This window comes from Rhodanobacter sp. GW835-FHT13D09 (assembly GCF_058793995.1).
The window spans coordinates 206,773-228,610 of the sequence record NZ_JBXAGL010000005.1 but is presented as its reverse complement, the minus strand read 5'-3'; the positions used below and the strand labels follow the sequence as shown (position 1 = coordinate 228,610).

General features: G+C 69.6%; 19 protein-coding genes. 10 read left to right on the top strand and 9 right to left on the bottom strand.

What is annotated here, in order from left to right; genetic code table 11:
• Nucleotides 1–19 precede the first annotated feature (19 nt).
• From AC1Q5A_RS09630 to coaBC, 3 genes are read right to left on the bottom strand one after another with little or no spacing between them, the layout of a single operon-like run.
• Nucleotides 20–2,338, bottom strand: coding sequence for a phosphomannomutase/phosphoglucomutase (locus AC1Q5A_RS09630; protein ID WP_492700488.1), 2,319 nt, complete (start codon nt 2,336–2,338; stop codon nt 20–22).
• 57 nt (nt 2,339–2,395) lie between these two features.
• On the bottom strand, nt 2,396–2,854 hold the full coding sequence (gene dut / locus AC1Q5A_RS09625) for a dUTP diphosphatase (protein ID WP_492700487.1): 459 nt from the start codon (nt 2,852–2,854) through the stop codon (nt 2,396–2,398).
• A complete protein-coding gene (gene coaBC, locus AC1Q5A_RS09620; protein WP_492700486.1) occupies nt 2,851–4,056 on the bottom strand; it encodes a bifunctional phosphopantothenoylcysteine decarboxylase/phosphopantothenate--cysteine ligase CoaBC in 1,206 nt (401 codons plus the stop codon). The genes dut and coaBC overlap by 4 nt, the downstream gene beginning before the upstream one ends.
• A gap of 96 nt (nt 4,057–4,152) precedes the next feature.
• Between coaBC and radC the strand changes: the two genes are divergently transcribed.
• The 4 genes from radC to AC1Q5A_RS09600 all read left to right on the top strand — a co-directional run bounded on the left by radC (nt 4,153) and on the right by AC1Q5A_RS09600 (nt 8,503).
• Entirely contained in the window at nt 4,153–4,824 is a 672-nt protein-coding gene (gene radC, locus AC1Q5A_RS09615) for a RadC family protein (RefSeq protein WP_492700485.1), read from the top strand.
• 503 nt (nt 4,825–5,327) lie between these two features.
• On the top strand, nt 5,328–7,016 hold the full coding sequence (argS, locus tag AC1Q5A_RS09610) for an arginine--tRNA ligase (protein ID WP_492700484.1): 1,689 nt from the start codon (nt 5,328–5,330) through the stop codon (nt 7,014–7,016).
• Complete coding sequence (locus AC1Q5A_RS09605; RefSeq protein ID WP_492700483.1) at nt 7,016–7,714, top strand: SPOR domain-containing protein; 699 nt, start codon at nt 7,016–7,018, stop codon at nt 7,712–7,714. The genes argS and AC1Q5A_RS09605 overlap by 1 nt, the downstream gene beginning before the upstream one ends.
• Before the next feature lie 33 nt (nt 7,715–7,747).
• Nucleotides 7,748–8,503: an SDR family NAD(P)-dependent oxidoreductase gene (locus tag AC1Q5A_RS09600; RefSeq protein ID WP_492700482.1), complete on the top strand. Its 756-nt coding sequence runs from the start codon at nt 7,748–7,750 to the stop codon at nt 8,501–8,503.
• A gap of 27 nt (nt 8,504–8,530) precedes the next feature.
• Here AC1Q5A_RS09600 and AC1Q5A_RS09595 read toward each other — a convergent pair whose 3' ends face one another.
• From AC1Q5A_RS09595 to speA, 3 genes are all read right to left on the bottom strand, one after another.
• On the bottom strand, nt 8,531–9,712 hold the full coding sequence (locus tag AC1Q5A_RS09595; protein WP_492700481.1) for a DUF3734 domain-containing protein: 1,182 nt from the start codon (nt 9,710–9,712) through the stop codon (nt 8,531–8,533).
• Nucleotides 9,709–10,494: a 3-hydroxybutyrate dehydrogenase gene (locus tag AC1Q5A_RS09590; protein ID WP_492700480.1), complete on the bottom strand. Its 786-nt coding sequence runs from the start codon at nt 10,492–10,494 to the stop codon at nt 9,709–9,711. The genes AC1Q5A_RS09595 and AC1Q5A_RS09590 overlap by 4 nt, the downstream gene beginning before the upstream one ends.
• 124 nt (nt 10,495–10,618) lie before the next feature.
• On the bottom strand, nt 10,619–12,508 hold the full coding sequence (speA, locus tag AC1Q5A_RS09585) for an arginine decarboxylase (RefSeq protein WP_492700479.1): 1,890 nt from the start codon (nt 12,506–12,508) through the stop codon (nt 10,619–10,621).
• A gap of 284 nt (nt 12,509–12,792) precedes the next feature.
• Here speA and speE point away from each other — a divergent pair, with 284 nt between their 5' ends.
• Nucleotides 12,793–13,677, top strand: coding sequence for a polyamine aminopropyltransferase (gene speE / locus AC1Q5A_RS09580; RefSeq protein ID WP_492700478.1), 885 nt, complete (start codon nt 12,793–12,795; stop codon nt 13,675–13,677).
• Nucleotides 13,678–13,757: 80 nt separating this feature from the next.
• Here speE and AC1Q5A_RS09575 read toward each other — a convergent pair whose 3' ends face one another.
• Nucleotides 13,758–13,952 carry an antitermination protein NusB gene (locus AC1Q5A_RS09575; protein ID WP_114345822.1) on the bottom strand — a complete coding sequence of 65 codons (195 nt, stop codon included), beginning with the start codon at nt 13,950–13,952 and terminating at the stop codon, nt 13,758–13,760.
• A gap of 163 nt (nt 13,953–14,115) precedes the next feature.
• On the opposite strand from AC1Q5A_RS09575, the gene AC1Q5A_RS09570 reads away from it, so the two are divergent.
• The 4 genes from AC1Q5A_RS09570 to AC1Q5A_RS09555 all read left to right on the top strand — a co-directional run bounded on the left by AC1Q5A_RS09570 (nt 14,116) and on the right by AC1Q5A_RS09555 (nt 18,405).
• Nucleotides 14,116–15,147, top strand: a complete 1,032-nt coding sequence (locus AC1Q5A_RS09570; protein WP_492700477.1) for a hypothetical protein — start codon at nt 14,116–14,118, stop codon at nt 15,145–15,147.
• Nucleotides 15,148–15,299: 152 nt separating this feature from the next.
• Nucleotides 15,300–15,935, top strand: a complete 636-nt coding sequence (locus AC1Q5A_RS09565; RefSeq protein WP_492700476.1) for a nucleotide-binding protein — start codon at nt 15,300–15,302, stop codon at nt 15,933–15,935.
• A 53-nt stretch (nt 15,936–15,988) separates the two neighbouring features.
• Complete coding sequence (locus AC1Q5A_RS09560) at nt 15,989–16,462, top strand: SixA phosphatase family protein (RefSeq protein WP_492700475.1); 474 nt, start codon at nt 15,989–15,991, stop codon at nt 16,460–16,462.
• A 68-nt stretch (nt 16,463–16,530) separates the two neighbouring features.
• The gene (locus tag AC1Q5A_RS09555) at nt 16,531–18,405 is read left to right on the top strand and encodes a phospholipase D-like domain-containing protein (RefSeq protein WP_492700474.1); all 1,875 of its coding nucleotides are present in this window, start codon (nt 16,531–16,533) and stop codon (nt 18,403–18,405) included.
• Nucleotides 18,406–18,519: 114 nt separating this feature from the next.
• Here AC1Q5A_RS09555 and AC1Q5A_RS09550 read toward each other — a convergent pair whose 3' ends face one another.
• On the bottom strand, nt 18,520–19,080 hold the full coding sequence (locus tag AC1Q5A_RS09550) for an energy transducer TonB family protein (RefSeq protein ID WP_492700473.1): 561 nt from the start codon (nt 19,078–19,080) through the stop codon (nt 18,520–18,522).
• Between the two features lie 52 nt (nt 19,081–19,132).
• A complete protein-coding gene (locus AC1Q5A_RS09545; RefSeq protein ID WP_492700472.1) occupies nt 19,133–20,416 on the bottom strand; it encodes an acetyl-CoA C-acetyltransferase in 1,284 nt (427 codons plus the stop codon).
• Between the two features lie 115 nt (nt 20,417–20,531).
• On the opposite strand from AC1Q5A_RS09545, the gene AC1Q5A_RS09540 reads away from it, so the two are divergent.
• Nucleotides 20,532–21,689, top strand: a complete 1,158-nt coding sequence (locus AC1Q5A_RS09540) for a hypothetical protein (RefSeq protein WP_492700471.1) — start codon at nt 20,532–20,534, stop codon at nt 21,687–21,689.
• Nucleotides 21,690–21,838: the final 149 nt, after the last annotated feature.

Below are 21,838 nucleotides of genomic sequence, written 5' to 3'. Positions count from 1 at the left end.
TGCCGGGGCCCGCGGCTTCTCAGAAAGGCAGCGTCAACGTGGCGTCCACTGCCAGCAGCTGGCTGCGGAAGACCTGCTGGATCCTCCCCAGCGCGACCGGGTTGTCCGCCTCGAAGCGCAGCACCAGCACGGGCGTGGTGTTCGACGCACGCACCAGACCCCAGCCATCCGGCCAGTCCGCGCGCAGGCCGTCGATGGTGATCAGGCTGGCGCCCTCGAAGCTGGCCTGCTGACGCAGCTGGTCCATGAAGCGGTAGTGCTCGCCCTCGGCCAGTTCGACCTTCAGCTCCGGCGTGGAGATGCTCTTGGGCAGGGTGGCGAAGATCCCCTCCGCGCTGCGCCCCTCCAGGTCGCCGGCGATGATCTCCAGCAGCCGCGCGGCGGCGTACAGGCCATCGTCGAAGCCGTACCAGCGCTCCTTGAAGAAGAAATGCCCGCTCATCTCGCCGGCCAGCTCGGCGCCGGTCTCGCGCATCTTCGCCTTGATCAGCGAATGCCCGGTGCGCCACATCAGCGGGCTGCCGCCCGCGTCCAGGATCTGCCCCTTGAGGTGGCTGGTGCACTTTACGTCGTAGATGACCGTGGCGCCGGGCTGACGCGACAGCACGTCACGCGCGAACAACATCAGCAGGCGGTCCGGATAGACGATCTCGCCGGAGCGGCTGACCACGCCGAGCCGGTCGCCGTCGCCGTCGAACGCCAGGCCGAGGTCGGCGCCGGTCTGCCGCACGGCGTGGACCAGGTCTTCCAGGTTGTGCGGATCCGACGGATCCGGGTGATGGTTGGGGAAGGTGCCATCGACGTCGCAGTACAGCGGCACCACCTCGCAGCCGATACCTTCCAGCAGTTGCGGCGCGATCGCGCCGGGAATGCCGTTGCCGCAGTCGACCACCACCTTCAGGTGGCGCTCGGCCAGCACGTCGGAGACGATCTTCTCGATATAGTCCGGCACCACGTCCACCTGGCGCAGGCCGCCACCGCCGCCACTGGCCAGCGCGCCGCCGGCGATGCGCTGGTACAGGTCCTGGATCGCGCCTTCGGACAAGGTCTCGCCGCCGACCACGATCTTGAAGCCGTTGTAATCCGGCGGGTTGTGGCTGCCGGTGACCGCCACGCCACAGCCGGTGTTGAAGCGATAGGTGGCGTAATACACCACCGGGGTCGGTACCGCGCCAATGTCGATCACGTCGACGCCGGCCTCGCGCAGGCCCTCGGCCAGCGCGCCGGCCAGCTCCGGTCCGGACAGCCGGCCGTCTCGGCCGACCACGATTTCGCGCAGGCCCTTCTCGCCCATCAAGGTGCCGATCGACTGGCCCAGCGCCCGCGCCACGTCCCGGTTCAGGCTCTTGCCGACCACGCCGCGTACGTCGTACGCGCGGAAGATGCTTGGGTCGATGCCGGCCGCCGGGGCGGCGACGACCGGTGGCGGCTCCAGCGGCTCCGGCGGCGGCGACCGGACTATGGCGACCTGGCGGGCCGGCAGCGGCACATCGGGCTCCTCGGCCTCCGGCGCCGCTTTCCAGCGCAGGCGCAGACGCAGCAGCTGGACGCCGCCACCCAGGCCGAGCAGGGCCAGCAGCCCGCTCAGCAGCCACGACCGCGGCAGCACGATGAAGGCGCCTGGCAGGCCGGCGCCCACGCTGAACACGCTGCCGGGAACCGGCTTGCCGACCGCCTCGGCCTCGGCCGAGTCAGTGCCATGCGAATACAACTGCACGTTGCCGCGATCGTCGCCCTGGCGCAGGTCGAGCCGGCCGCCAGCCGGGGAAATCGCGTCGAAACGCTGCTTCAGCGGCGCGAACGGCAATTCGACCCAGGCCCAGGCCTGCACCTGCGGCGGCGGCCCCAGCGGCATCACCAGGCTCAAGCGGCGATCGCCGCTGCCGTAGGAGACGCTCTGCGCCGGCGGCATCCCGTCGGCACTCTCCGCCCCCATCAGCTGGGCCGCCTTGGCGTAGCCGAACACGCGATAGTTGGCGTGCAGCACCTCGCCCAGGTCGCCGCTGTACAGCTCAAGCGTCTTCGCCTGCGGCAGGCGTTGGCGCAGCGCCACGGCGGATTGCGCCGGGGCGCTCATCAGCGCCGCCGGATCCACCGTTACGAGCACCTTCTCGATCGCGGCGCGCTGGCTGGCGATTTCCTCGGACAGTGCCTTGACCGCCTCGTCCTGGGCCAGATGCACCCGCCGGATCGCGTCGCCTTCGTCGGCGATCAGCCAGGTCTGCCAGGCACAGAACAACCCCAGCAGCAGCAGGGCAGTGCCGCCAGCCAGGGGCAGCAGATCGCGCCAGTCGACCTGGAGACCCCGCCGCCGTTCATTGCCGATGTTCAACGCCATACCCGCCCCCGCGGCTGTGCTGCGGGCCGGACCGGTGCTGCCGGGCCGACCGCCTGATTATTGGACGCCGGTCGAGCCGAACCCGCCGCTGCCGCGTGCACTCGGCGCGAAATCGGCCACGACGTTCAGCCGTGCCCGCGCCACCGGCACCAGCAGCAACTGGGCGATGCGGTCGCCCACGGCGATGGTGTACGCCTGGCTGCCGCGGTTCCAGCACGAAATCATCAGCGGCCCCTGGTAGTCGGCGTCGATCACTCCGACCAGGTTGCCCATCACCAGCCCATGCTTGTGGCCCAGCCCCGAACGCGGCACCACCAATGCGCACCAGCCCGGGTCGCCGATGTGGATCGCAATGCCGCTGGGCACCAGCGCACTTTCGCCGGGCCGCAATGTCAGCGGCTGCTCCAGCGCAGCGCGCAGGTCCATGCCGGCGCTGCCGGCGGTGGCCGCCTGCGGCAGCGGGATGCTGTCGCCCAGGCGCGGATCGAGGATCTTCAGCTCGACGTCGATCGTCATCCGCGCGTCGCCCGGTAGCGTTCGGCCACGCGGGCGACCAGCCGGCGCGCCAATTCGGACTTGGCCGTGCGCGGCAGCTCCACCATGCCCCCGGCCCAGTACAGGGTCAACGCATTGTCGGCAGCCTCGAAACCGAGGCCGTCGCCCACCTGATTCGCCGCAATCATGTCCAGCCCCTTGCGCTGCAGCTTGTCCTGGGCATAAGCCGCCACATCTTGCGTCTCCGCGGCAAATCCGACCAGGAACGGGTGCGCGGTTTGCGCCGAGAGGCTGGCCAGGATGTCCGGATTCTCGCCCAGGCGCAGCACCAGGTCGCCGCCGTCGCGCTTCTTCAGCTTCTGTGCGGACACCTCCTGCGGGCGGTAGTCGCCGACAGCCGCTGCGCCGATGTAGATATCCGCCTGTGCCGCCGCCTGCAGCACCGCCGCGTGCATCTGCGCCGCGCTGCGCACGTCGATGCGCCTGGCCACGCTGGCCGGCGTGGCCAGGCTTACCGGCCCGGCCACCAGGGTCACCTCGGCGCCGGCATGCGCCGCGGCCTCGGCCACCGCGAAGCCCATCTTTCCCGAGCTGCGGTTGCCGATGAAGCGCACCGGGTCGATGTCCTCGTAGGTGGGGCCGGCGCTGACCACCACCTTCAGTCCGGCCAGCGGATGATCGCCGAACGAGGCGATCAGCGCATCGCGCAATTCGTGCGGCTCCAGCATGCGGCCATTGCCGATGTCGCCGCAGGCCTGCTCGCCGGATGCCGGCCCGAGGATCAGCGCGCCGCGCTGGCGCAGCGTGTCGAGGTTGGCCTGCACCGCGGGGTGCGCCCACATCTGCCGGTTCATCGCCGGCGCTAGGTACAGCGGCGCCGCGCTGGCCAGGCACAAGGTGGTCAGCAGGTCGTCGGCCAAGCCGTGCGCCAGCCGCGCCAGCAGGTCGGCACTGGCCGGCGCCACCAGGATCCGTTCGGCCCAGCGCGCGAGTTCGATATGGCCCATCGCCGCCTCGGCCTGCGCATCCCACAGGCTGACCCGCACGGGCTGGCCGGACAGTGCCTGGAAGGTGGTCGGGCTGACGAAGCGGGTGGCGCCCTCGGTCATCGCCACGCGCACCTCGGCGCCAAGATCGCGCAGGCGGCGGACCAGTTCGCAGGACTTGTAGGCGGCGATGCCGCCCGACACTCCCAGCAGGATGCGGCGTTGGGCAAGACTCATGTAAGGCGGGCCTGACAATCGGGCAGAGATGTAGCTTACCGGATTCATTCGAGCATACCGCTGCCCGGCGCCGACGGCCTCCGGCATGGTAGGGCCATGAGCATCCGCAACTGGCCCGAGGGGGAACGCCCCCGCGAAAAATTGCTGGCGCGCGGCAGCGGCGCGCTGTCCGACGCCGAGCTGCTGGCCGTGCTGCTGGGCAACGGCAGTCGCGGCAAGGATGCGCTGGCGCTGGGGCGCGAACTGCTGGCCCACGCCGGCAGCCTGGGCGCACTGCTGGCCCGGCCCGAGCGGCCGATCCGTGTCGGCGGACTGGGCCCGGCCAAGCGTGCGCGGATCGCTGCCGCGCTGGAACTGGCCCGGCGCAGCCTGGCCGAACAGCTGCGGGAGAAACCCAGCCTGGGCGACCCGCGCGACAGCGGTGACTACCTGCGCGCGCAGCTGCGCCACCTGCCCTACGAGGTGTTCGGCTGCCTGTACCTGGACAACCGCCACCGCGTGCTGGCGTTCGAGGAGCTGTTCCGCGGCACCGTGGACGGCGCCAGCGTGCATCCGCGCGAGGTGGTGCGGGCCTGCCTGCAGCACAACGCCTGCGCGGTGATCTTCGCTCACAACCACCCCTCCGGCGTCGCCGAACCCAGTGCCGCGGACCGCGCGATCACCCACGAATTGCGCGATGCGCTGCAACTGGTCGGCGTGCGCGTGCTCGACCATCTGGTGATCGGCAGCGGCGAACCGGTGTCGATGGCAGCCCGCGGCCTGCTCTGAAACCGCCCCACAAAAAAACGGCGTGGCACGAGCCACGCCGCGAGGCCGATTGTGGGAGTTGGGGGAGAGCGGCATCCCCGGACCGTGACATGGAGGGGAGTTCATGCCCCGGCCAGATCATTGTCGCAGTGCGGCATGACGAAAGCATGACGCCCGCCCTGAGCGGAAGTATCGCCAAGTCTCGGGAACTTATGCACAAAACGGCGAGACGGGCCCTACCGGGCCTATCCACCTGTCGACTCTAGATTGATGGAGTAACAGATTGATATTGCTATATAATTTCTTCTTATTACGGGATGGTTGGCACCCGCGAGTCCGTGGAAAACCATGGCCCGCTGCTTTCCCCACAGACTTATCCACAGGCCGGCTCGCGGCGGCGCATCATGATTCCGTCATATCCGGATCAACCTGCCGGACCCACGCCGTCATCGCTCATGGCGGCGCGTTTCGCCACGGGCCGGTCTGTTAGGATTGGCGGTTCCATCACGAAACCGACCCCATCCGTGAAAGAACAGCTGCGCGAACTGGTACGGCAGGCGATCCAGACCCTGCAAGGCGCCGCCACCTTGCCCGCCGACCTTGACCTGCCCGGTTTCGTGATCGAGCGAGCGCGCAGCCGCGAGCATGGCGATTTCGCCAGCAACGTGGCAATGCTGCTGGCCAAGCCGGCCCGCGCCAAGCCGCGCGAACTGGCCGAGAAACTGGTTGCCGCACTGCCGGCGAACACCCTGGTCGAGAAAGTCGAGATCGCCGGCCCCGGTTTCATCAACTTCTTCCTCGCGCCAGGTGCCTACCACGCCGAAGTGCAGCGGATCATGGCCGAAGGCGAGGCCTACGGGCGCAATGCCAGCGGCGACGGCAGGACCGTGGGCGTGGAATTCGTCTCGGCCAACCCGACCGGCCCGTTGCACGTGGGCCATGGCCGCAACGCGGCGATCGGCGACTGCCTCAGCCGACTGCTCGACGCCAGCGGCTGGAACGTGAAGCGCGAGTTCTACTACAACGACGCCGGCGTGCAGATCGCCAATCTCGCCATTTCGGTGCAGGCGCGCAGCCGCGGGATCACCCCGGACAACAGCCACTGGCCGGAGAACGGCTACCGCGGCGACTACATCGCTGAAGTGGCGCGCGCCTACCTCGACCGCGAATCGGTGGTCGCCGACGGCGAAACGGTCACCGGCGCTGGCGATGTCGATGACCTCGACGCGATCCGCCGCTTCGCCGTGGCCAGCCTGCGCCACGAGCAGGACCTGGACCTGCAGGCATTCGGCGTGGGCTTTGACACCTACTTCCTGGAATCCTCGCTGTACAGCGACGGCAAGGTGGAAGAGACCGTGCGCGAACTGGTCGCGCACGGCCACACCTACGAGGAAGGTGGTGCGTTGTGGCTGCGCACCACCGATTTCGGTGACGACAAGGACCGCGTGATGCGCAAGTCCGACGGCACCTACACCTACTTCGTACCGGACGTCGCCTACCACCTGTCGAAATGGCAGCGCGGCTACGGCAAGGCCATCACCGTGCTGGGCTCGGACCACCACGGCTCGCTGGCGCGGGTGAAGGCCGGCCTGCAGGCGCTCGATTGCGGCATCCCCACGGGTTACCCCGACTACATGCTGTACCAGATGGTCACGGTGATGAAGGGCGGCGAGGAGGTGAAGATCTCCAAGCGCGCCGGCAGCTACGTCACCCTGCGCGATCTGATCGACCAGGTCGGCCGCGACGCCACACGCTACTTCCTGATCTCGCGCAAGGGTGATTCGCAACTGGTGTTCGATATCGACCTGGCCCGTTCGCAGTCGAACGACAACCCGGTCTACTACATCCAGTATGCGCATGCGCGCGTCTGCAGCGTGCTGCGCCAGGCGCCGGAGAAGGGCTTCACGGTCGACCTCGCCGATGGCCTCGCCCACCTCGACCGGCTGGACAACGAGCACGAGCAGATCCTGCTGACCGAGCTGTCGAAGTATCCCGAACAGGTCGAGGCCGCCGCGGCGAACCTGGAGCCGCACCTGGTCGCGGCGTGGCTGCGCGAGCTGGCCAACGCGTTCCATACCTACTACAACTCGCACCAGTTCCTGGTCGAGGACACCGCGCTGCGCAACGCGCGCCTGGCGCTGGTGGTGGCGACCCGCCAGGTGTTGAAGAATGGCCTGGATTTGCTGGGCCTCGGCGCCCCGGAGAAGATGTAATGGCAACACGCAAGGGCAGGGGCCGGCAGGCCGTGCGCAATGGCAGCAGCGGCTTCCCGGGCTGGGGTTACGCCGTCGTCGGCCTGGTGGCCGGCGCGATCCTGATGGCGGTGATGATGCGCGGCAGCCTGCTGACCGGCCTGCGCAAGGCCGACGGCCCACAGGCGAACCCGCAGGCAACCGCCGAGCGAGGCAGCGCGCCGGGCGTACTCGAGGCGGGCACCGGCGACAACGCGCCGAAGAAGCCGCAATTCGATTTCTACTCGGTGCTGTCGGAGAAGGAAGTGCGCATCCCCGACGCCGAGATCAGCGCGCAGGCGCGCGTCGAGCAGCAGCAGAAGCAGCAGGCGGCGCAACTGCAGGCGCAGCAGGCGGCCAAGCCGGCGCCGGCGAACGTGCCGGCCACGGTCACCCAGGACGTCACCGCGGCACCGGCCAGCGCGGTGCCGCAACCCGCGACCGGCAGCGGCTATCTGCTGCAGGTCGGCGCGTTCCCGAACGCCGCCGACGCGGAAACGCTGAAGGCCAAGCTCGCGCTGCAGGGCTTCGTCGCCAACGTGCAGCCGGTCAGCATCGGCGGGCAGACCTACCACCGCGTGCGGCTGGGCCCGTTCCGCTCGGCCACCGAACTGGAATCGACCAAGCAGCGACTGGCAGGCGCCGGCATCAACGCGATCGCGCTGAAGGAAGGCCACTAGGCCCGACGCACCCTCCCACCCCACATTCCGCACATGACGACCAAGACTGCCTGGATCACCGGCGCCACCTCCGGGTTTGGCGCCGCCGCCGTGGAACGTTTCGTGGCCGGCGGCTGGCGGGTGATCGCCAGCGGCCGGCGCGCCGAACGGCTGCAGCCGCTGGTGGACCGCCATGGCGCGGAACGCGTGCACGCGACGGCGTTCGACGTGCGCGACGAGGCGGCGATGCGCGCGGCGCACGCGGCCTTGCCGCCCGCTTTCGCCAACATCGACCTGCTGGTCAACAACGCCGGCCTGGCGCTGGGCACCGCGCCGGCGCAGCAGGCGGACCTGGCGCAGTGGAAGCAGATGATCGACACCAACGTCACCGCGCTGGTGACGCTGACCCACCTGCTGCTGCCGCAGCTGATCGCGCGCCGCGGCGCGATCGTCAACATCAGCTCGATCGCGGGCAGCTACGCCTACCGCGGCGGCAACGTGTACGGCGGCACCAAGGCCTTCGTCACCCAGTTCTCGCAGAACCTGCGCACCGACCTGCACGGCACCGGCGTGCGGGTGAGTTCGATCGAACCAGGCATGGCCGAGACCGAGTTCACCCTGGTACGCACCGGCGGCGATCAGGCCGCCTCCGACCAGCTCTACGCCGGTAGCCACCCGATCACCGCCGACGACATCGCCGACACGATCTGGTGGATCGCCAACCTGCCGCCGCATCTCGACATCTGCCGCATCGAGGTGATGCCGGTCAGCCAGTCGGCGGCCGGGCTGCAGGTCGCGCGGGACAGTTGAGCGGCCACGCCCCGGGCCGGTAGACGTTCAGCCCGCCTCGCCGCGATGCACGTCGTGCGTCACGAACGGCTGCTCGGGATCGGGCGCAGCCAGCCAGTGCGGATGCGCCAGCGTGTGGCGCATGTCGTCCAGCCCGCTCTGCCAGTGGCTGCGCATGCTGGCGGCGCTGAATTCGTAATCCTTGAAATGGCCCTCGTGCGGCCGATCCCGGTAGATCAGGTGGATCACGTTGGTCAGCGCCGCCGCCGCACGCGCCTCGGCATGGCGGTAGGCCGGGTCGTTGCGGCGGTCGGCCGGCACCAGCGCCATCAGGTCGTGCAGCAGGCGGCGCTGCTCCTGCGTGCGACGCATGAACTCGGTGACCAGCCGGGTGCGGCTGGAGTACTGGATCTCCTTGCTGCGCTCGGCCACGTCGGCAAGGTCGCGCGGCAGCGCGCCGCGGGCGCTCCACAGGTCGACCTGGAACACCAGCGTGTCGCAACCGGGACGTTCGCTCAGCACCTCGTACAGCGGGGTGTTGGAGACCATGCCGCCGTCCCAGTAGAACTCGCCGTCGACCTCCACCGCCGGGAAGCCCGGCGGCAGCGCGCCGGAGGCCATGAAGTGCTCGGGGCGCAGGCGTTCGCGGCGATTGTCGAAGTAGGCGAAGTTGCCGCTGCGCACATTCACCGCGCCGACCGCCACGCGCATCGCCCGCGGGTCGTTGAGGCGGTCGAAATCGACCAGCCGCTCCAGCGTGGCGCGCAGCGGCGCGGTGTCGTACCAGCTCACGCTGCCCGGCGCGGCTTGCCCTCCCAGCAACGGCGGCGGCAGGCGCGGGCGGAAGAAGCCGGCCTGGCCCTCGGTCATCGCGCGCCAGGCGGCCAGGCCGCTCAACCCGTTGAGCCATGCGGTGGGCCACGCCACCGCGTCGAACCAGGGCAGTGCCGATGCAGCCGGCCACAGCGGCGGGCGGCAGATCGCCTCCCAGAACTCGCGCAGCCGTTCCACCCGTCGCCCGGGCGCGTTGCCGGCGATGATCGCGGCGTTCAGCGCGCCGATCGAAATGCCCGCCACGCGCGTCGGCTGCAGGCCGGCTTCGTCCAGCGCCTCGAATACGCCGGCCTGGTAGGCGCCGAGCGCGCCGCCGCCCTGCAGCACCAGCGCTATGGCGCGGTAATCGCGCGCCACCGCCGCGGCAAGCGAGGCCGCCGGTTCGGGCCTCGTCACTGCATGAACCAGCCGTGGCTGACCACGACGCTCTGGCCGGTCAGCGCGGCGCTGGGGAAGGTCGCGAGGTACAGCGCGGTCTGCGCGATGTCCTCGACGGTGGTGAACACGCCGTCGACGGTGTCCTTCAGCATCACGTTGCGGATCACCTCGTCCTCCGTGATGCCCAGCTCCTTAGCCTGCTCGGGAATCTGCTTCTCCACCAGCGGCGTGCGCACGAAGCCGGGGCAGATCACGTGCGAGCGCACATTGTGCGCGGCGCCTTCCTTGGCCAGCGTGCGGGCCAGGCCGAGCAGGCCGTGCTTGGCGGCGACGTAGGCGGACTTCAGCTTCGAGGCCTCATGCGAGTGCACCGAGCCCATGTAGATCACGATGCCGCCGCGGTCGCCCTGGTACATGTGCTTCAGCGCGGCCTTGGTGGTGAGGAAGCCGCCATCGAGATGGATCGCCAGCATCTTCTTCCAGTCGGCGAAGGCGAACTGATCGATCGGGTTGATGATCTGCACGCCGGCGTTGGAAACCAGGATGTCCAGCGCGCCGAAGGCGGCGACCACCTTGTCGGTGCCGGCATTGACCGCCTCCTCGCTGGTCACGTCCATCGCCACGCCGAGCGCCTTGCCGCCGGCCGCGTTGATCCCGGCCGCCACCGCGTCGGCGGCCTGCTGGTTGATGTCGGCGATCGCCACGCTGGCGCCGTTCTTCGCGTACAGCTCGGCGATCGCCTTGCCGAGGCCGCTGGCCGCGCCGGTGATGAGGGCCACCTTGCCGTTGAGACTTGTCATGCACTGCTCCTTGGAGGGGAATGGGGAGACACGGCCACGTCAGTGCGCCCGTCCACCGGATTGTAGGCACCGCCGCGACCGCCGCCATCGGACCTTGGGCCAGGCCCGCGCCACCGTCATGCCATCAGCGCACGTCCTCGGCCAGGTAGGTGTACGCGGTGAGCCCGCCATCGAGCGCGCCGTACAGCTGCGCGGCTTCGGTGCCGGTCACGCCCGCGCCGGCGATGCGCTCGCGGTAACTCCGGCGCAGCGCCTCAAGGTCGTAGCCGACATAGTCGAGCATGAGGTCGGTGGTGTCACCGCGGCGTATATGTGCGAAGGCGTAGCTGTCGCCGTCCACGCGTACGTTGACCGCGTCGGTGTCGCCGAACAGGTTGTGGATGTCGCCCAGCGTCTCCTGGTAGGCGCCGACCATGAAGATGCCGAGCCGGTAGCTTTCGCCATTCCGCAGCGCGTGCAGCGGCAGGCTGACGTCGACGCCCTCGGCGTCGACGTAGTGGTCGATGCGGCCGTCCGAGTCGCAGGTGAGGTCGACGATCACGCCGCGCCGCGCCGGCCGCTCGTCCAGCCGGGCGATCGGCGCGATCGGGAAGATCTGCCCGATCGCCCACACGTCGGGGATCGACTCGAACACCGAGAAGTTGACGAAGTACTTGTCGACCAGTTTCTCGTCCAGTTCGTCCAGCGCCTGCCGGTGCGAGCGCTCGGCGGGCAGCAGGCGGGTGCGCACGGCGTTGGCGATCGCGTAGTACATCTCGTCCAGTCGCGCGCGGTCTGCCAGCGCGAGCTGGCCCAGCGCGTACAGCGTCTGGCCTTCGCTGAGGTGGTGCTGGGCTTCATGGAACAGTTCCAGCGCGGGGCGCCGGTCCAGCTCTTCCCAGGTCTCGCGCAACCGGCGCAGCACCGCCGGCTCCTCCGCGCACGGCGGCGGGATCGCGCCGGCCGGGACCGGTTCCACCTCGGTCACGTTGACTACCATCACCGCGTGGTGCGCGGTCATCGCGCGGCCCGCCTCGGTGAGGATGTGCGGCGCGGCCAACCCTTCGGCCTCGACCGCCTCGGCCAGCGACTGCACGATGGTGGCGGCGTACTGCTCGATCGAATAGTTGATCGAGTTGTGGCTGCGCGAACGCGAGCCTTCGTAATCCACGCCGAGGCCGCCGCCGACGTCGACGATCTCCAGCGGCACGCCCATCCGGCATAGCTCGACGAAATAGCGCGTGGCCTCGCGCATGCCGTTGGCGATGTCGCGCACGTTGGAAATCTGCGAGCCCATGTGGAAGTGCTGCAGCTTCAGCGTGTGCTTGAGGCCGGCCGCGTCGAGCCGCTCGATCAGGGTCAGCACCTGGTTCGGCGACAGGCCGAACTTGCCCTTGTCGCCGCCGGTGTTCTGCCACTTGCCGGCGCCGATCGAGGCCAGCCGCACGCGCACGCCGAGCAATGGCTCCACGCCCAGCGCCTTCGCCTCGGCGAACACGTGATCCAGCTCGGACAGCTTCTCGATCACGATGTGCACGCGCAGGCCGAGCCTGGTGCCGATCAGCGCCAGGCGGATGTACTCGCGGTCCTTGTAGCCGTTGCAGATCACGATGGAACCCGGCCGCGCCATCGCCAGCACCGCCATCAGCTCGGGCTTGGAGCCCGCCTCCAGGCCGAAGCCGTGGCTGCCGGCGGCGACCAGCTCGCCAGCCACGCCGCGCTGCTGGTTCACCTTGATCGGGTAGATCGCGGTGTAGCCGCCGGCGTAGTGCCACTCGCCGATCGCCTTGGCGAACGCGCCCTGCAGCCGCGCCAAGCGGTCGGCCAGGATGTCCGGAAAACGCACCAGCAGCGGCAGCCGCAGGCCCTCGGCACAGGCGCGCTCGACGATCCGCGGCAGCGACAGCGCCGGGCCGTACGCACCGCGCGGGCGCATCACGATTTCGCCGGCATCGTCCACGTCCACATAGCCGTCGCCCCAGTGCGGCACGGCGTAGGTGTGCCGGGCGGTGTCGACAGTCCAATGGTTCGCCATCAGCGTTGCTCCTCGTGCAAACGAATGATGTCGTCGCAGCGGCGAGCCTTGACGCTTTAGCTCTACACGAGCACGAGCCCGGGCGACCGGAAGCCTCGCACGCCGCGGGGCCGATCGGGCTGGTCGGCGGCCGGCGCGCTGCGCCGGCCATGCCGGGCGCCATTGTAATGGGCGGCTGTGACGATATGCGCAAATCGCCACCAGGGGCTCTCGGGACGTTCACCGCCGTTGCCGCTACAATTGGCGGTCTTTGTCCTTTCACCCGGTTCGCCAGGAACACCCCCATGTCGCAGCAGTCCACGCCGAATGAAGCCCGGCCGAATGAAGCCCACTGGTTCACCGAGGCCCACCAGGCCTCCGGCTCCTCCATCGGTTTCCGCACCGAGCGGCTGCTGCACGCGGAGAAGACCCCGTTCCAGACCATCGAGATCCACAAGACCACCGACTGGGGCAACCTGATGGTGATCGACGGCTGCGTGATGCTGACCAGCCGCGACAACTTCCTCTATCACGAGATGATGACCCACCCGGCGCTGTTCACCCATGCGCGCGCCAAGCGCGTGGTGATCATCGGCGGCGGCGACTGCGGCACGCTGCGCGAAGTGCTCAAGCACGAGGAAGTCGAGCACGCGGTGCAGGTGGAGATCGACGAGCGCGTTACCCGCCTCGCGGAGGAGTATTTCCCCGAGCTGTGCGAGGCGAACGGCGACCCGCGCGCCGAGCTGCTGTTCATCGACGGCATCAAGTACATGGCCGAGGCCGAGCCCGACTCGCTGGACCTGATCATCGTCGACTCGACCGACCCGGTCGGCCCGGCCGAAGGCCTGTTCAACGCCGCGTTCTACACCAGCTGCCACAAGGCATTGCGTCACGGCGGCCTGCTGGTGCAGCAGAGCGAATCGCCGCTGGCGCATCTGGAACTGATCAAGTCGATGCGCTCGGCGATGCGCACCTCCGGCTTCAGCGCGGTGAAGACGCTGCCGTTCCCGCAGCCGTGCTACCCCACCGGCTGGTGGAGCTGCACCATGGCGCGCAAGGGCGGCGACCTGTCCGGCTTCCGCGAGCGCGGCGCCAGCGCCAAGAACTTCGCCACCCGCTACTACAACGCCGAGATCCACAAGGCCGCGCTGGCCCAGCCGGAATTCATGCGCGAGGCGCTGGGCGAATAAGAGCAGGGATTAGGGATTCGAAAGAGCGGCCGCGGCGCGGGATCCGGCTTGGCCGACTCCCGTCTCCCGAATCCCGACCCTCAAAACATCTTCGAACGCACCTTCGGCAGCAGCACCAGCAACAAGGTGGCGAGCGGGCCGAACGGCAGCGAGAGCAGGAACCACAGCAGGCCGCTGCGGTTCTTGCCCTGCGCCAGGGCGGCATTGATCAGGGCCAGCGTGCCCCAGCCGACGAACCAGGGTGCGCCGTCGGCGAATGTCGACAGATGATCCACTACGCGTCTCCCGAACAATGATCGTGGGGGCGCGGCCCTGCGCCGGGAAACCCCATCCTAGCAAGCCTTGCCGCTCCGATCAGTCTTCACCGGCCGCTGGATCAGCCGCGCTTAATCCACGGGAGGTATGCTGCGCGCTTTGCCCGATTGCGGAACCGACCCCATGATGCGTGGATGGCATTGCCTCGCCCTGGCCTGCGCCCTGTCGCTCGCCGCCGTACCGGCATTCGCCGGCAAGGCCACTGTCGACAAGGGCCACCGCACCCCGGACAAGGCGACCCAGGCCCGCGACAAGGCCCAGCTCGCGTTCCAGCGCGACCTGGTCAGCGTGCTGGCGCCGAACGACGACCCCCAACGGCTGCTCGGCGCCGCCCTGCTGGCCCGGCCGCTGTTCAACCAGCCGCCGGAAAACAGCTTCCACCGGCTGATCGAGCGCGCCACCCGGGCCGACGGCGCCGATGCCGCGCTGTTCTGGGCGCAACTGGCCGACTGCGACGCACAGGCCGATGCCTGCCCGAACGCCGCCGCGCTGGAACACCTGCTTGGCCAGGCACCGGACAACGCCGCCGTATGGCTGGTCAAGCTCGGTGTCGACGCGCACGACATGAAGCAGGACGCCGCCCGCGCGGACCTGGCCAAGGCGGCCGCCGGCAAGCTGTACGACGACTACACCGGTGCCAGCCTGAAGGCGCTGGCCAACGCGGTCGGCGTATTGCCGCCGCCGCCCGCCACGCTGGACCCGGCGCATCCGGGCGGAACGGCCGGCATGCAGGCGGTACTGGTCTTCGGGCTGGCCGGCACCCAGCCGCAGCCGAGCCTGCCACTGGTCGCCAAGCTGTGCGAAAACGCCAGTGAGGACGCCTCGATCCGGGCCGACTGCCTGAAGCTGGGCAAGACTCTCGAATGGGGTTCCAGCCCGCTCGCCCGCTCGCTCGGCCTGCACCTGCGCGAAGTGCTGGCCGAGGACCCGGCCCAGCAGCAGGACGCCAGGGACGCCCGGCGCCACCTGGTCTGGCAGGTGCAGAACTTCAACCAGCTGCTGGCCCAGGCGCAGGACGAACCGGCGCTGGCCCAGCATCTGCTGGCGCTGGCCCGCAACGGCGGTACCGAGGCGAGCCTGCTGCTGGCCGCCCTGCGTGACCGCAATATCCCCACCGAAGCCCCCGCCGGCTGGCAGCCGCGCAAGGCGCAGTAATCCGGGACTCGGGAAAGCCTTGGAGCGTGCGCCGCATCGCTCAAGGCTCCCCTCCCGGTTCTCGTTCCCGTCCACGCACGCCCTCGCGGGGCATTCCCCTTTCCCACCTTGCCCGCTAGGCTTGGACCACCTTCCGTGGCAGGGGTGATCCGATGCTTACGACGCTGGTGGCGAGCAGCAAGGGTGGTTGCGGCAAGAGCACGCTGGTGACGCAACTGGCGTCGCATTGGGCCCAGGCCGGGCAGCGCACCGCGATCATCGACGCCGACCGGCAGCACTCCAGCTTCCACTGGGCCGAACTGCGGCCCGACAGCGTGCCGGGCGTGCTGGCCTTCGACAGCGGCCGGCGCAACCTGCAGCGGGTGCCGGCGGACACCCAGCAGTTGCTGATCGACACCCCCGCCGGCGCCGACGAGCGCGAGCTGGAACCTTACATCGACGTGGCCGATGTGCTGCTGGTACCGGTGTTGCCCTCTTCGTTCGATCTCGATGCCACGCTGCGCTTCCTCGGCGAGCTGCAGTCGATCCGCCGAATCCACCGCGGCAAGCTGCCGGTGGCACTGGTCGCCAACCGGCTCAAGCCCTGGACCCACGCCAGCCAGGACGCGCTGGCCCGGCTCGCCGAGCAGTCTCCGTTCCCGATCGCCGCGCAGTTGCGCGACAGCCAGGCCTACGTGCTGCTCGCCAGCCTCGGCAAGGGCATCTTCGACTACCAGTCCGAACAGGTCCGCAGCCACCAGCAGGATTGGAAGGCCCTGCTGCGCTGGATCAAGCGCCAGCCATCGTGAGGCACGCCCCGCTGCCGGTCGCGCGCCACGCCAACCCACCCCCGGAGTCCTCCATGCACGAACTGATCCTGTTGCGACACGCCGAAGCCGTGCCGATGGACACCGCCGGCGACGACCACCAGCGGCCGCTCAGCACTCGCGGCGAGCAGGAGGCGCAGGCTGCCGGGCTGTGGCTGGCCAAGCACGGCTTGCGGCCGGACCGCGTGCTTTGCTCGCCGGCCCGGCGCACCGGCGAGACCACCCGGCTGGCACTGGCCGCGATCGACGGCGCGCCGGTGCCGCAGACGGCCGACGAAATCTACGACGCCTCGCCCGGCGAACTGCTGGCGCTGCTCGACCAGCAAGCCGACGCCGGCACGGTGCTGCTGGTCGGCCACAACCCCGGCATCGAGCGACTGGTGGCCTTGCTGGTGGAAGGCCGCTCCGACGAATTCCGCGGCATGCCGCCCGGTGCGCTGGCGGTGCTGCACCTGGGCGGCACGCTGGAGCCGGGCAACGCCCGGCTGGACGCGTTCTGGTCGCCCTGACCGGCGCGTATCGGCGGTCGACGCGCCATGGACACGGACGCAACAGACATCGCCCGTATCATCCTCATATGCCCGCCCTGCGCCGATTCGCCCTGCCGCTCCTGCTCGCGCTGCTGCTGTTGCAGGGCTGCACGGTGTCGCGCGCGCAGATCCGCCGGGCCGATGCGATCGTCGCCGCCAGCGCCGACCGCAGCACCAGCTGCAACCAGGCCGACCATTGCGCGATCCCCTCGCCGCTGCTGGCCGCAGCCACCGAGGCGCTGGCCGCCTCCACGCCGCAGCAGCCGGTGCATGTGGTCACCCTGCTCGACGACAGCGCGCCGGCGATGGCCGCACGGATCAACCTGGTGCGCGCAGCACGCCAGTCGATCGACGTGCAGACCTACATCTGGGACCAGGACGACGCCGGCCAGCTGATGCTGGACGAACTGGTGCGGGCGGCGCGGCGCGGCGTGCAGGTGCGCATCCTGGCCGACCAGCTCTTCTCCTTCAACGATCTGGCCCTGCTGGACCGGCTGGCGCGGGTCAGCCCGAACCTGCAGGTGCGGCTGTACAACCCCACCTTCCACAAGGCGCACACCCAGCCGCTGGAATTCGCCGCCGGCATCCTGTGCTGCTTCATGCAGTTCAACCAGCGCATGCACAACAAGCTGCTGCTGGTGGACAACGCCATCGGCATCACCGGCGGGCGCAACTACCAGGACCGCTACTTCAACTGGGATGACGCATTCGACTATATCGACCGCGACGTGATGGTCGGCGGCCCCGCCGCGGCGCAGATGGCGAACAGCTTCGCGCTGTTCTGGAACCATCGGCGCTCGATCCCACTCACCCACCTGCGCGACGTCAACCGGCGCATCCTGTCCGACCCTGCGCCGCCCACGTGGCCGGCGCCGCACTACCGCCGGCCGCTGCGGGTGGCCCAGGTGCAGCAGGCGGCCGAGGATCCGGCCTGGCTGCAGGCCTGGCTGGTCGACCCTTCGCTGCGCGTGGGCAAGGTCGACTACTTCAGCGACCTGCCGTCGAAGACCGACAAGCCGGACAAGCAGCGCGCGCTGGAATTCACCCGGCACATCATGCGCATGATCAGCGAGGCGAAGGAGCAGGTGGTGCTGCAGACGCCATACCTGGTGATGAGCCGTCGCGCCCAGCGCATCTTCCGGCGCCTGCACCGGCTCGGCGAGCCGCCGCAGGTGATCGTCTCGACCAATTCGCTGGCGTCGACCGACGCGTTCGCCGTGTACGCCATGTCGTACAAGCACCGCAAGCGCTACCTGAAGAAGTTCGGCTTCGAGATCCACGAGATGAAGCCGCATGCGCCCAGCGCGACGGAAGACTACGAACTGGCCAACCTCGACACCGACACGACCGGCCTGCCGCCGGAAACCGCGAGCCTGGCCAAGGCCAGGCGCGCCCGCTTCCGCCTGCTCGGCAGCCGCGGCAGCGGCAACCGGCCGGCGCCGCTGCAAAGCGAAGGCCGTCGCTTCGGCCTGCACGCGAAGTCGATCGTGGTCGACGGGGCGTTCGCGATGGTGGGCTCGCACAACTTCGACCCCCGCTCGGACCGCTACAACACCGAGGCCGGAGTAATCGTCTACGACCACGCGTTCGCCGGTCAGCTGCGTCTCAGCATCACCCAGCTCACCCAGCCGGAAAACGCCTGGGTGATCGCGCCGCGGCAGTCGAAAGTGCCGGTGCTCACCGACATCAACCAGGTCATCGGCAACATCTCCGAGCGATTGCCGCTGTTCGACCTGTGGCCATTCCGCTACGCCACCAGCTACGACCTCAAGCCCGGCTGCCAGCCGCTGCGGGCCACCGACCCGAATTTCTACGCCTGTTACGAACCGGTCGGCGATTTCCCCGACGTGGCGCTGTCGTCGAAGCTGATCATCACGCGGCTGGTCACCGCGTTCGGGGTGGGCGCCAAGGGCGTGCTGTGAGCTCCGCTCGCCGCGCCTTCTACTCCGGAAAGACCTCGGTCGCTGCCACGTTTTTCGAAGCAGGAACTGTCAAGAGCTCCCGAACCGTCCGCGCCACTGCGACCGGATGGAACCCTACGGCAGCTTCGCGACGCCATCGCCGCGCGAGGAAAAGCGCATCGGCAGCTCACCGCTGAAGCCATCGGGGTGGTCCGGCGGCACCATGAAGCGCCAGCCGCGCACGCTGCGCAGGGCGTGCTGGTCGAGCACCGGGTCGCCGCTGGATTCGGCCAGGCTGGCGGCGCTGACCCGGCCGCTGGCGTCGACGTCGACGTGCAGCAGCACGCGGCCGTCGAGGTGGTCGTGCAACTGGTCCCACGACTGCGAGGTGTCGGCGGGCGTCGCCAGCGGCACCAGCGTCGGTGCGGGTGCGGCGACGGCGGCCTGCGCCTCGTCGTTGGCAACCACCGTCGGCGGCGACCGGCGCACCTGCGCCACGCGCGCCGGGCCATGCGCGCCGCGCGCGCGGTGCGGGGCAGGGCGGGCGCGCAGCGCGGTCGGGCTGTCGATCTGCGCGGTGTAACGCGCCGGCGGACCGGGCCAGACATCGGTCTGCGTGCTCAGCCAGCCGGTGCCGGCGACGCCGGCGGCCAGTGCGAGCAGGCTGAGGGTGGTGGTGGTGCGCAGGCGAAACATGGCGGCCTTTATGCACCCGCCTGGGCGAATCGTGGCTGAAGCCGCCGGCCCATCACCGTTCGAGGATCGCGGTGACGCCCATGCCGCCGGCGGTGCAGATCGAGATCAGGCCGCGGCCCGAGCCCTTCTGTTCCAGCAGCTTCGCCAGCGTGGCGACGATCCGTGCGCCGGTGGCGGCGAATGGATGGCCTACGGCGAGGCTGGAGCCGTGCACATTGAGCTTCGCCGGGTCGATCGAGCCGAGCGGCGCGTCCAGACCGAGCCGCTGCTTGCAGTAGTCGGCGGATTCCCACGCGCGCAGCGTGCACAGCACCTGCGCCGCGAAAGCCTCGTGGATCTCGTAGTAGTCGAAGTCCTGCAGGCTCAGCCCGTGCCGCGCCAGCATGCGCGGCACCGCGATGGTCGGCGCCATCAGCAGGCCCTCGCCGTGCACGAAGTCCACCGCGGCGACCTCGGCGTCGCGCAGGTACGCCTGCACCTTCAGGCCGCGCTGCGCGGCCCACGCGTCGCTGCCCAGCAGCACCGCGGCGGCGCCGTCGGACAAGCCGGTGGAGTTGCCGGCGGTGAGCGTGCCGTGGCCGGAGCTCTTGTCGAACGCGGGCTTCAGCGCCGCCAGCTTCTCCAGGCTCGAATCCGGGCGCAGGAAGCCGTCGCGCCGCAGGCCGCGAAACGGCACCAGCAGGTCCTCGAAGAAGCCGGCGTCATACGCAGCGGCCAGCTTGCGGTGGCTGTCCAGCGCCAGCCGGTCCTGCGCCTCGCGGGCGATATGCCATTCCTTCGCCATCTGCTCGCAGTGGTCGCCCATCGACTTGCCGGTGCGCGGTTCGGCCACGCCGGGGAACGACGGCTTCAGCTCGCCGAGCGAGAACCCGCGCAGCGCCACCTTCAGCTTGTCCAGCGGCGTCTTCGCGCGATTCATCGCCAGCAGGCGCTTGCGCAGGCGGGTGCCGTAGACGATCGGTACGTCGGAGGTGGTGTCCGAACCGCCGGCGATGCCGGCCTCGATCTGTCCGGCGGCGATCTTGTTGGCGATGATGATCGTGTTGTCGAGCGAGGTGCCGCAGGCGCGCGCCGTGGTGATGCCCGGCGTGGTCGGCGCCAGTCCGGAGCTCAGCAGCGCCTCGCGCGCGAGGTTCCAGTCGGACGAGTGCTTGATCACCGCGCCCATCGCCACCTCGCCCAGTTCCACCCCGTGCAGGCCGAAGCGCTCGACCAGCGCACCGAGCACTTTCACCGACATGCCGAAGTTGCCAACGTCGGCGTAGGCGGTGTTGTTGCGGCAGAACGGAATGCGCACGCCGCCGATCACCCCGACGCGCTTTTGCGTGTTTTCCATGCTCAGGACAGTCCACCACTCAAGTTTGTCAAGGCTAACCCGCCATGCCCTGCGGCGAAAGCCCAAATCGCTGAATGATAGAATTCGTCTCTTCATGTCTTGCGGACCCTCGCTCGTGGAATCGAAAACGCTGCTCGCCCTGCCAGTCGTGCTGGCACTGGAACCGGTCGCGGGCGAGCCGGCGTCGCGGATGACCTTCACCCGCGACGAGGCCGCCGAGCTGGCCGCGCTGGTCGCCGCCGACCTGCACGGGCTGGTGCCGCAGGTCGACGCCGCGCGACTGGCGCTGGCCGCCGCGCTGTTCGACCAGGTCGAGCTGCTGCGGCCAGGCTTCCCGGTGTGGACCACGCTGGAGGAGCTGGCCCGGCGCGTGCCGCGCGGCCATCTGGAGAACGTGGTCGCGTTCGGCACCCACGAGGGGCACATGCCGGCGCAGCCGCTGGAACCGTCGGTGGTTTACGCCGACGGCCCGATGCGGCTGCTGCCGATGAGCCTGCTGGTCCCGGCGGAACAGGCCGAGGAGTTGTCCGAGCAGCTGGAGGTCCAGCTGGTCGGCCGCGGCGAACTGGGCACGCGCACCGCCGACTGGCTGATGCGCGCGCTCGGCATCCGGCTGGAGCACGCGCGCTATTTCAGCCGCAACGACCTGCTCGCGCTGACCTGCGTGCAGTACGAGCACGTCAACCTGGCGCCGCTGTGGGTGCTGCTGGAGGCGGCGCTGCTCACGCCGTACCAGGAAGAATCGACGATGAGCGCGCGCGGGCTGGCCCTGCGCTATGCCGACGGCAGGGTACTGGCGCAGTCGCCTTCGCAATGGCTGGCCGGGCAAGCCGGCGCGCTCGACCCCGATGGAACCAGGCAGCGCACGCACGACTTCGCCGGCATCGTGTTCGAGCTTCGCCAGTACGCCGCGCTGCTCGACGCACACCAGCTGCCACTGCAGCTGCAACCGTACGGCGCGGGTGCGAGCGAAGCCGCCAGCGGTTACCTGGTGGAGACCCTCGCCGCCGTGGAACCCGGCTACGACCCGCCGTCGCTGTTCGCGCACGAGGCGCCCGGCCTGGGCGTGGTGGCGGTCACCGTGGCGCAGCGCGGCGACGGCGGCCATGCCCGCGCGCTGGCGCACGGCTATCCGCTGCAGCCGCAGGCGTTGGGACCGCTGCTGGCGCTGCTGGCCGACCGCTACGGGATCGCCGCCGAACTGCACGCGCTGGGCCGCGTGGCGCTGGACGACGCCGGCCGGCTCGGCGCACCGGCGACCGCCCTGCACTGAGAGGTTGTGAGTCTTTCAACCTCGAAGCCCGGCCATGGCGAGAGCATGGCGAGGGCATGGATGCCCGAGTGGAGGCTACGCAGGAGCAGTTGTCTGATGGCCGGACGCGGATCGGGCGCGCCAGTGCCTGATTCGCGTGAGCGAGCCGG

Bases quoted from the DNA above. Each gene is read 5' to 3' on its own strand.
- AC1Q5A_RS09630 (WP_492700488.1), bottom strand. From the start codon at position 2,338: ATGGCGTTGAACATCGGCAATGAACGGCGGCGGGGTCTCCAGGTCGAC.
- dut (WP_492700487.1), bottom strand. From the start codon at position 2,854: ATGACGATCGACGTCGAGCTGAAGATCCTCGATCCGCGCCTGGGCGAC.
- coaBC (WP_492700486.1), bottom strand. From the start codon at position 4,056: ATGAGTCTTGCCCAACGCCGCATCCTGCTGGGAGTGTCGGGCGGCATC.
- radC (WP_492700485.1), top strand. From the start codon at position 4,153: ATGAGCATCCGCAACTGGCCCGAGGGGGAACGCCCCCGCGAAAAATTG.
- AC1Q5A_RS09605 (WP_492700483.1), top strand. From the start codon at position 7,016: ATGGCAACACGCAAGGGCAGGGGCCGGCAGGCCGTGCGCAATGGCAGC.
- AC1Q5A_RS09600 (WP_492700482.1), top strand. From the start codon at position 7,748: ATGACGACCAAGACTGCCTGGATCACCGGCGCCACCTCCGGGTTTGGC.
- AC1Q5A_RS09590 (WP_492700480.1), bottom strand. From the start codon at position 10,494: ATGACAAGTCTCAACGGCAAGGTGGCCCTCATCACCGGCGCGGCCAGC.
- speA (WP_492700479.1), bottom strand. From the start codon at position 12,508: ATGGCGAACCATTGGACTGTCGACACCGCCCGGCACACCTACGCCGTG.
- speE (WP_492700478.1), top strand. From the start codon at position 12,793: ATGTCGCAGCAGTCCACGCCGAATGAAGCCCGGCCGAATGAAGCCCAC.
- AC1Q5A_RS09570 (WP_492700477.1), top strand. From the start codon at position 14,116: ATGATGCGTGGATGGCATTGCCTCGCCCTGGCCTGCGCCCTGTCGCTC.
- AC1Q5A_RS09565 (WP_492700476.1), top strand. From the start codon at position 15,300: ATGCTTACGACGCTGGTGGCGAGCAGCAAGGGTGGTTGCGGCAAGAGC.
- AC1Q5A_RS09560 (WP_492700475.1), top strand. From the start codon at position 15,989: ATGCACGAACTGATCCTGTTGCGACACGCCGAAGCCGTGCCGATGGAC.
- AC1Q5A_RS09555 (WP_492700474.1), top strand. From the start codon at position 16,531: ATGCCCGCCCTGCGCCGATTCGCCCTGCCGCTCCTGCTCGCGCTGCTG.
- AC1Q5A_RS09550 (WP_492700473.1), bottom strand. From the start codon at position 19,080: ATGTTTCGCCTGCGCACCACCACCACCCTCAGCCTGCTCGCACTGGCC.
- AC1Q5A_RS09545 (WP_492700472.1), bottom strand. From the start codon at position 20,416: ATGGAAAACACGCAAAAGCGCGTCGGGGTGATCGGCGGCGTGCGCATT.